Raw genomic sequence first — 8,643 nt, 5'->3', positions numbered from 1 at the left:
CCGCCGCGGTCCCAGAAGGCCGCGGCGGCGCCTTCGTTGGACGATTCCCTACCCTGCTATTTCGTGAGATCACCCTTGTCCCCGACCCACCACGACGACTCCTCCCCACAGATCCTGCTGCTCACCCACCGCAGCGACTACTTCACCGTCGACCGCGTCGCCCAGGCCCTCGCCGAGGCCGGTGCCCAGCCGGTGCGTCTCGACACCGACGACTTCCCCACCCGGGTTGGGCTCTCCTTGCGGGACGACGGCGAGGGGCCGCGGTTCTCCGCAACACCCTTCGCTTCTGATAAGCCCCTCGCTTCTGATGACGGAGGCGCGCCCCGCGGTCTTTCCGAGCCGCTGCCCGACCTTTCCCGGGTGGCGGCGGTGTGGACCCGCAGCCCGTGGCCCCCGGAGCTGCCGGAGGACCTCGACCCCGCCTACCGGCAAAGCTGCGCTGACCAATGCCGCTGTCTCCTCGACGGCTGGCTCGATGCCCTCCACGACGGCCCGCATGAGGCTGCCTGGATCAACCCGCCGGCGGCCAACCAGCGCGCCGGCAACAAAGTGATCCAGCACCGCCTGGCGCACCGCGCCGGCCTCGATCTGCCCCCCACCCTGATCACCAACGACGACGCCCAGGCCCGGGACTTCTTCCACCGCCACGGCGGCGACGTCATGGCCAAGCTGCTGCTGCCCCTCTCCCGCTCCATGGACGGTTCCGGCCAATTCCTCCCCACCACTCCCCTCACCGCCGACGACCTGGAGCACCTGGAGGCCCTGCGCCTGGGGCCCATGATCCTCCAGCAGCGGGTGCCCAAAGATCACGAGCTGCGGGTAATGGTGGTGGACGGCGAGCTCTTCGTCGGCGCCCTGGGAGCTGGAACCAGCGGCCCCGAGGCCGACGACTGGCGCGTCTCCGACCCGCGGCAGGTGCGCTGGCAGCGCGGGCGGCTGGGGCCCCGGGCCGCCGAAGGCCTGCGCCGCCTGATGAGCTCCTTGGGGCTGGTGGCGGGGGTCGCCGATTTCATCATCACTCCCCAGGACCGGGCGGTGTTCCTGGAAATCAATCCGCTGGGAGAATGGGGCATGCTCGAACGCGACCTCGAGCTGCCCATCTCCCACGCCCTGGCCCAGGCACTGCTGCGGCGCGCCGCCCCCAACGCTTCCGCAACCCGGGCCGCTGTTATCCATGAGGACCGAGCATGACCGTCTTGATCATGAGCCACAGCGAGGACAACGACAGCGTCGACGCCATCTGCCGCAAGGTCGAGGAGCGCGGCCATCCGGTGCTGCGCATCGACACCGACCGCTTTCCCACCGAGGTGCCCCTGGCCACCCGCTTCGGCGCCGACGGCGAGAGTCACTCGCTGGCGGGAGTCCCCCTGGCGGACGTCACCGCGGTGTGGAATCGCCGCTACTTCACCGGCCGGGACATCCCCAAGGACCTCGACCAGCAGCTGCGCCAGCCCTCGGTGGAAGAGTCCCGACGCTCCGTCTTCGGCCTCATCGCCTGCCTCGACGTCTTCCAGCTCGACCCCCTGCGCTACAGCCACTTCGCCCGCCACAAGCCGCTGCAGTTGCAGATCGCTCAGGACTTGGGTCTCGCCGTGCCGGAGACGGTGATCACCAACGACCCTGAGGAGGTCCGCGCCCTGGCCGCCCGCTGCCCCGACGGCATCGTCACCAAGATGATGAGCTCCTTCGCCGTCTACGACGACGAGGGCCGCGAGCAGGTGGTCTTCACCAACCGCCTGAGCGACGAGGATCTCGAGGACCTGAACGGCCTGGAGCTGGCGCCCATGACCTTCCAAGAGTCAGTGGCCAAGGAGGTGGAGCTGCGCATTACGGTGGTCGGCAACCAGGTCTTCACCGCCGCCATCGACCCCGGTAAATCCCAACGCGCCACCAACGATTGGCGCCGGGACGGCATCGGCCTGCTGGAACACTGGGCGGAGCATCCCCTCCCCGACGAGGTCGCCGACCAGCTCCTGCGCCTGTGCGACCGGCTCGGGCTCAACTACGGCGCCATCGACGTCATCATCACCCCCGACGGCCGCCACGTCTTCCTCGAGATCAACCCGGTAGGCGAATTCTTCTGGCTGGAAAAGACCCCCGGCTTCCCCATCACCGACGCCATCACCGACCTGCTAGTGGACCCATCCAGCCGCCGCTTGGATTTGAGAAATCCTACGAGCCGGCCGGGGTCTTGAGGGAAGAGGACTCCGAGCTTCTACGGTCACCCTTCTGGCCGATTGGTGGGCGGTTACCCACCACATCGGCAATCTAGTTTCCGATCAGAATCCGACCGTGCGGACCCCCTGGTTGACGAGGATTCACCCATGGATTAGGTTGTCAGCATGCTCGTTGATAAAAAAAGAATCGCCAGGCAAGCTCGCTGGTTCCTTCTCAGCCTGCTTCTGCTCGCTGCCGCTCTCGTCATCGTTCCCGGTGAAGAAGCTCAGGGAGAGCCGACCTGCGTTGAAGCGATCCTGATCTGGAGCTGGGCTCATATGGATTGGGTCTGCTCCGCCTCGGACGGCGGAGGACAGATCTGCATCCTCTGCTACGAGCCCGGCCCTGGCAGCGGGCCCAAGCATCAAACATGACCCGTCCCTGGTCCCGAAGAGGATCCAGGCCGTGGGGCTGGGGGGCTTTCATCGCTCTGCTGGCGCTGGCGATCTTCGGAACCACCGGTGCCGCCGCCAGCGAGGCCCCCGAATACCGCCTGATTCTCGAACCTGTTCCCCTAGCCGCTCTCGACCTGGAGCGTAGCGGTGCGCTGACCGCGGTTCTCGCCATGCCGGCTCCGGATCAGGACGGAGAGACCCCGGCATCCGATGGCCTGGTCGTGTGGAGCGCTGGCGATGGCCACCTCTACCACCTTCCTTGGATCGGGCCGCCGCGGCGTCTGGCCGGTGTCGACGGCGCCGATGAACCATGGACTCAGCCCCCTCCCCTGCATTTAGAACCGTGGAAGGACGAGGTGCTGGTCACCCGCGGCAGCGCGCGCCAAATCCAAAGCTTCGCTGCGCCACCCCAGAGCTCGGCTCGCTCCCTGCCTCCCGCCTATTCAGTAGGTCCCCTGACGAGAGTCGGAAAGCAGGTCTTCATTCTGACGCCGCCGGTGGTCTCGACCGAAAACGAACCGCCTAGATGGGATGACTCCAGCTGGCGTCGTTCCCACGTCCGGCGTGACTGCGCCTTGGCGCTCCTCGACGCCGCAGATCCCGCCGCCTCCCATCGCCCGCGTCTTTGCGACCCGATCTTCGACTCCCCCACCGGCCGCATCCTCCGCGGTGGCGATCTGGTCTCGAACCTGGAAGGTGACAAGGCTTTCGTCGTCGCAGCGGCTCAGCCGATGCTGAACGCCCTCAGCCCCAAGGGCGAGATCCTGTGGCAGCATTCCTATCTCCGTCCGGGGGAAGCAGCCCCTACCTTTTCGGCAGCCGACGAGTCAGCTCAGTACGCTAGCCCGCAGGCGGCGCTGGAGATCCGTGATCGCTACCCGTCCTTCCTCAGCCTCCTGCGCTGGCCTCAATCGGTGGGCTTGCTGTTCCGCAGCCGCTCCGGGGACGAGGTTCGCTTCCACCTCGATCTCTTCGACTACGAAGGCCGGAAGCTCGCCGACGACCTGCTCCTGCCCTTGCCTCCCACCGGACTCCGCGGGCACGTTCAGGCGCTCAACTTCTCCGATGGCCGGGTGATGATCCTCCATCAAGACCGCACGCTCCGAGGAGGGCGCTGGACAATCAACCGACAAAAGCTCTTCGAATTGCCACCTCCTCTGTCGGTGAGCGAGGCGTCCGGCGCCAAGCTGCGCTTCGAGCTGCGCGACCAGACCAGCGGTGACCCGGTCTACGCCACCCGGCTCACGCTCCGGCAGCAGAAATACAGCGTCGAGCGGCAACTGGCCAGCTCCACGGGTTCCTACGAGATCTATCTAGCCTCCACCGTTTCCGCCCCGTCCCAAGTGGACATCTCGGCTTCTGGGTTCCAGCCGGTGACGCTCCATTTGGAAGGCCCTCCAGAAGCATCAAGCCCTCCGAAAGACCCCGGTGAGCGAACCATCGATCTCGGCACCCTCTCCTTGGATCCGGGGCTCGGGGTCGAGGGTGTCCTGCTCCACGAGCTGAACGGAGAGCCGTTGGTGGGGTCTCGCATCAGCCATGTCCCGCCTCATCCGTGGGGCACCTTGGCCGCCCGTCGGCTGGGGCACGAGCGCCTCGCCAGCACCGACTCCCAGGGCTTTTTCCGGCTCACCGGCCTCAACCCGGGAGCGGTCTGCCTACGCATCGACCACCCCCACGTCGCCCCCAGCTCCATCGCTTTGAGCCTCCAAGAGGAATCTGCCTTCCATCGCCTCGACGCTCTACTCCTGGGGAAAGGGCAGCCGGTCAGCGGCCGCGTCGTCGACGCCGAAGACAAGCCGGTGCCCGATGCGCGAGTCGATCTTCGCCAGGGCCCGTGGAGCAACCCCTGCCTGCGAAGGTCCGTTTACACGGACGAGGCCGGCCGTTTCTTATTCCCCGAGGTCGCCGCTGGCGACTTCCGAATCGGGATCTACGAAGCCCGCCAGCTGGCGGCTCTGGACGAGATCCAGGTCGACGGCGAAGCGCTGGAGGTGGGAACTCTCCGGCTCGAGAGCAGATCCTATGAAGGAACCGTTCGCGTAGGGCAGGATTCTCGCCCCTCCGGCTGGCTCACCCTTCGGCTCGCCGACTCGGAAGATTTCAGCCCCCCTCCGGTCTTCTTCGCCCATTCCGGCTCCCAGGAGCTGGTGTCGGATCTGCCGCCGAGAGCCGTAACCCGGGTCGAGGATGGACGCTTCTCCACCCGCGGCTTCTTCCCCGGCGAGTGGCTGGTGGCGGAATTTCATCCCGAGGAGGAATCCCTCGCGGGAGTGGTCTTCCGCAGCCGGGTGGACGCCGAGGCTTCGATTCTCCGGCTCGACTTCGAAGGAACCACAGTCCGTGGCTGGGCCTTGGACGCAAGAGGAGCGCCGGCGCCGGGGGCTCAAGTTACGCTGGTCCAAGACGGGCTGGCCGTGCGGGAGGTCACAAGCTCGGAAGCAGGCCTCTTCGAGCTCGCCGCCGCCCCTCCGAAGCCCTGGAAAGTGGTCGGCGTCCGAGGAGAGCTGCGGGGCGAGGCGGTGGAGGAACAGCCGGGAGAGCTCCTGCTCTCCCTCTCCGCCCAGGGCTCGCCGGACATCGTCCTGCGAGTACATGATCATCGGGGAAAGGCGCTAGCTAGAACGCTCCTCTACCTCAGCGGGTTGAATGCTGCCCAAGCCGAGCGCCTGAGCTCGACAAGTCCCGATGGGAGGGCTCGCATCCGCGCGCCGGAGCCCGGTGCCTATCGAATCACCGCTCTGGCCGGCGGCTCGCTGCTGCAAGGCCCGGTGGTGACGGTGAATTCGGCGCCGGAAGGGGTCTCCAACCCTCACTCGGTGTCGCTGGCCACCGAAGCTGCCTTGCCGGTTCGCCTGCGCCTCGGTGAAGAACTGGCCGGGCAGCGAACCGGCCTCGCGCTGGACGGCGGTTACTCGGTCGGTCCTCTCCTCGGCTACTCGGGGATGGAGCTACGGGTCGACCCTGAAGGGTATCTCGATCTTCCACCGCTGTCTCCGGGTCGCTGGGAGCTCATCCTCCATCGCCAGCAGCAGCGCATTCCGTTTCGAGTGGCGAAGAGCGGCGGGGAACAGGATGTCGCAGAGCCTGAAACGATGGTGATCGACCTACGCTGAAGACCAGAGGCCCGGCCTCAGCCGACCCGCCGGCTGAGGACCTCCTCGAACCGCTGGCGGTCGTCCACCTCGAGGCCGATGCAGCGCACCTGCTGCCGGAGCCCGTAGGGACCGGTAAGCTCCGCTGGCTCCTTCAGCCGCAGCAGATAGTGCGGCCTGCCGAAGACGGCGAGGCTGCGATAGTTCTTGCCCACGGGCACCTCGTCCCGCCAGCTCAGGATTTCCCAATCGGCGATCTGATCCCAGCGCACCTGCCCGTTCCAGCGAATCCCGCAGCGCAGCCGCAGGCCGGCTTCGGATAGCTCCAGCGGCCGGCGGAGGATGGCTCGGTAATCGCCGAGGAGCCAGATCAGGCCATAGCCGGCGAGGGCGAAATGCACCCACGCCGCCGCCGGATGCCAGCGCACCAACAAGAAGTGCAGCGCCGCCAGCTCCCCCACCCCCGCCACCATCAGGCCGGCGAGGATGGCTCCGTAGCCGCAGCGGCGGTGGTAGGAGAAGGTCTCCGGCCCTGGCTCGTTCCCGGCCGCCGGGTCCAGCGCTGAGCTCTTCTTCCGTGGCGACAGCAAGTAATACCCCACCGCCACCTCATAGGCCAGCACTCCCGCGACGGTGGGCGAGGGCAGGATGCGCCGGAAGAGCCACCGGCAGCGATCGAAGAAGTCCCCGGAGCTTTGCTTCCAGGCTTCCGAGGCCCCCCGCCACAGACCCCACGCCCGGTAGCCCACATAGCCGAGCAGCCCGAGCTCCAGCACCGGCACCAGAGCCCCCAGCAGCTCCAGCGTGTCGTGGTGCTCCACCGGTAGCAGCCAACCCGCCGCAATGGCGCTGGCGAGGATCACCGGCCCCAGACTGAGCACCGGCCACCCGCGCCCCCGCACCATCACCCATCCGTAGACCGCCGGCACCAGGATCACCAGATCCAACGTCACCCCCAGGGCCAACGCGTCGCCGCCGGGCTGGTGCAGCAGGCCGCGGCAATACCAGGCGACGGCGTAGACGCCGGCGAGGGGCAGGAGGAACCACAGGGGGTGGGTGAGGGCGGTGGAGCGTGGGGTCATGGTGTGGATGCTTCCCGGGCTGATGGATTCGTCGAGGAGCTTTCGCAGGCCATCTTAGTGTACTCAACCCGAGGGCGTTCGGGGGCCCCCGGAGCCGGCTGGAAGCCGGCGCTCCCAGGACTCTTGGATGGGGCTCTTGGATGGGGCTCTTGGATGGGGCTCTTGGATGGGGCTCTCAAGTGGAACGGGTGGTGTCGTCCCGCCAGGAACGATCTGCACGATCGATGAGTCTTGAACCCGCCGCAGGACCGGATGCGCAAACACCGCCGGCCCGAGATCTCACACTTTCTCCACCGCGGGGGATCTCCAGGAGTACGACACGCATCAACCACCGACGCCCGGGGGCGCAGCCACCGGGCTCGAAGGAGTGATCATGACCGGCTCCTCCCCGCATCAGCTCGTCTTCTCCGCAGCCCCTCGCTGCATCCGCCTCCGCAACCTGCTCCTCGGAATGCTCCTCGGCCTCGTCCTCGCCGCCCCGCCGGCTCAGGCTGGATTCGATGCCTGGACGTCGAATGGGCCCTACGATGGTTGGGTAACAGCTCTGGCCATCGATCCCACTCAGCCGAATGTGGTCTATACCGGAACCCAATCGGGTGGCCTCTTCAAGAGCACCGATGCCGGCGTCAGCTGGTCCTCGGCCAACAACGGTCTTCGGGCTCTCAACGGAATCCACGTGATCAGCCTCGATCCGGTCAACCCCTCGACTATTTATGTCGGGCCCCACTGTGATGGTGTCTTCAAGAGCACCGACGCAGGCCAGAGCTGGATCCCCAGCAGCGTGGGCATATCGGATCCTTGCGTCGCAGCCATCGCCGTTGATCCTGCCACTCCTACGACTCTTTACGCAGGCACTCGGGGGTCTGGGGAGGTCTTCGAGAGCACCGATGCCGGTCAATCCTGGGTCTCGACGAGCGCGGGTTTGCCTGGGGACCCGGTCTTGAGTCTGGTGGTCGATCCGTCGACTCCGACGACGTTGTACGCAGCTACGGACGGAGCGGGAGTCTTCAAGAGCACTGACGGAGGAGTGAGCTGGAGCGCCGTCAATAGCGGGCTTGTCAACACCTTTAGCCGAACCCTCGCCATCGATCCTACGACTCCCAGCACTCTCTACACCGTGTCCGGCGGCGAGGTGTTCAAATCCACCGATAGTGCCGCAAACTGGCTGCCTGCTGGCAACGGCCTGGCTGGCGAATCCGTTGACGACCTGGCCATCGCTCCGAGTACGCCTTCGACCCTCTTTGCCACGACATTCGCCGGCGGAACCGTCAACCTATACACCAGCACGGACAGCGCAGGCACCTGGACACCGGCTGCAGCGGGCCTCGGAGAAAGCTCCGGAGGACCGGTCGTGATCGACCCGGTCACCGCCACCCGCGCCTTCACCGGCACCTACCAGGGCGTCTTCCTCACGGTTGATGGAGGCAGCACTTGGACCGAGAGCAACCAAGGTCTGGCTGGAGCACTTCCTCTTGCACTGGCCATCGAGTCCAGCCCTCCTCACAACCTCTTTGTCAGCACCTTCGGTTCAGGGATCTACAAGAGTTTGGACCAGGGCAATACCTGGTTCGAGTCCAACGCCGGCCTGTCAAATCTCTTCTTTAATGTCTCCTCAATCCAGTCCCATCCGCTCCAGCCTGGCCTGCTCTATGCCGGCAACGACGTGGGAGTATTCAAGAGCCTCGACTCGGGAGCCAGCTGGACCTGGGTCACAGCGCCCTTGGGCGTGATTCCCCTTACAGTCGTCGCCCCAGATTCGAACGATGCTCAGGTCGTCTATGCCGGCGGCTTTGATGGAACCTTCAAGAGCACCGACCAAGGGAGCACATGGAGCACAGTGGGGGCCGGCCTGCC

General features: G+C 66.3%; 6 protein-coding genes. 5 read left to right on the top strand and 1 reads right to left on the bottom strand.

Features of this window, described 5'->3' with window-relative positions; genetic code table 11:
* The 4 genes from SX243_23960 to SX243_23945 all read left to right on the top strand — a co-directional run.
* On the top strand, window positions 1-1,191 hold a 1,191-nt coding region (locus SX243_23960), incomplete at its 5' end, for a hypothetical protein (GenBank protein ID MDY7096042.1).
* Window positions 1,188-2,195, top strand: coding sequence for an MvdD family ATP-grasp ribosomal peptide maturase (locus tag SX243_23955; GenBank protein ID MDY7096041.1), 1,008 nt, complete (start codon window positions 1,188-1,190; stop codon window positions 2,193-2,195). The genes SX243_23960 and SX243_23955, both read left to right, overlap by 4 nt.
* Window positions 2,196-2,342: 147 nt before the next feature.
* On the top strand, window positions 2,343-2,591 hold the full coding sequence (locus SX243_23950) for a hypothetical protein (protein MDY7096040.1): 249 nt from the start codon (window positions 2,343-2,345) through the stop codon (window positions 2,589-2,591).
* Window positions 2,588-5,728, top strand: coding sequence for a carboxypeptidase-like regulatory domain-containing protein (locus tag SX243_23945; GenBank protein ID MDY7096039.1), 3,141 nt, complete (start codon window positions 2,588-2,590; stop codon window positions 5,726-5,728). The genes SX243_23950 and SX243_23945 overlap by 4 nt, the downstream gene beginning before the upstream one ends.
* A 17-nt stretch (window positions 5,729-5,745) precedes the next feature.
* Here SX243_23945 and SX243_23940 read toward each other — a convergent pair whose 3' ends face one another.
* Window positions 5,746-6,789 carry a hypothetical protein gene (locus SX243_23940; protein MDY7096038.1) on the bottom strand — a complete coding sequence of 348 codons (1,044 nt, stop codon included), beginning with the start codon at window positions 6,787-6,789 and terminating at the stop codon, window positions 5,746-5,748.
* A 373-nt stretch (window positions 6,790-7,162) separates the two neighbouring features.
* Between SX243_23940 and SX243_23935 the strand changes: the two genes are divergently transcribed.
* On the top strand, window positions 7,163-8,643 hold a 1,481-nt coding region (locus SX243_23935), incomplete at its 3' end, for a hypothetical protein (protein ID MDY7096037.1).

The organism is Acidobacteriota bacterium, assembly GCA_034211275.1.
GTDB lineage: Bacteria > Acidobacteriota > Thermoanaerobaculia > Multivoradales > JAHZIX01 > JAGQSE01.
Note: the sequence above shows the minus strand (reverse complement) of the source record. Positions and strands in the feature narration are given on the sequence as shown.